Origin of the sequence: Brevundimonas sp. ZS04 (genome assembly GCF_001956865.1) — a bacterium.
In the GTDB taxonomy this organism is placed as follows: domain Bacteria; phylum Pseudomonadota; class Alphaproteobacteria; order Caulobacterales; family Caulobacteraceae; genus Brevundimonas; species Brevundimonas diminuta.
On record NZ_MTHE01000041.1, the window covers coordinates 1 to 647 of the forward strand.

Genomic DNA, 647 nt, shown 5'->3' on the forward strand with positions numbered 1-647 from the left:
CAGCGTGCTCGTGAGCTTGCGCTTGATTCCACGCCGAACGGCGGCGAGCGCCGGCTTGGGAACGGCCACCGCCGCCGTGATGGTCACGCCGCCTTCGAGCTGAACGCCTGCGGTGCTGGTGCTGAGCCGGCTCTTCTTGCCAGGCGGCTTGATCGAGGTCGCGAGCGTCACCGTGCAGGCCTCGCTGCAGCGGAGCTTGGCGTTGATCGTGCCCTTCTTGGAGAGCTTCTGGCCTTTGGCGATCGTGACCGTCAGCACCGGCGCGGTCGTGTCGGCCAGCGGCTGACTTGCGGGCGGCGGGCTGTTGCCGGTGGGCGGGCTCGGCGGGCTTGTGACGTCGACGGGGATCGTCGCCGTGCTCGACAGGCGACCGTCGGAGACGGTGACCTTGGCCGTTCGCTCTCCCACGGCTCCTGCCCCGTAGACGTGCGAGACGCTAGCCCCCGTGGCCGTGTCGCCGTCGCCGAACTCCCAGGTGAAGGTGAGCGGGTCACCGTCGGCGTCGGTGGCCGACGCGGCGAAGGCCAGCGGCGTTCCCGCCTGCGCGGCGCCGCGCCCGGCCGGGAAGCCGGTGATGGCCGCGATTGGGGCAGCGTTGCGGAGCTGCCCGACGAGGTCGTTGCCGTCGCCGGCGCCGTAGCCAAAGG

General features: G+C 71.7%; 1 protein-coding gene. It reads right to left on the bottom strand.

What is annotated here, in order from left to right:
- Positions 1 to 647, bottom strand: a 647-nt coding sequence (locus BJP32_RS16670) for a PKD domain-containing protein (protein ID WP_143255503.1), incomplete at both ends; no start/stop codon positions are given.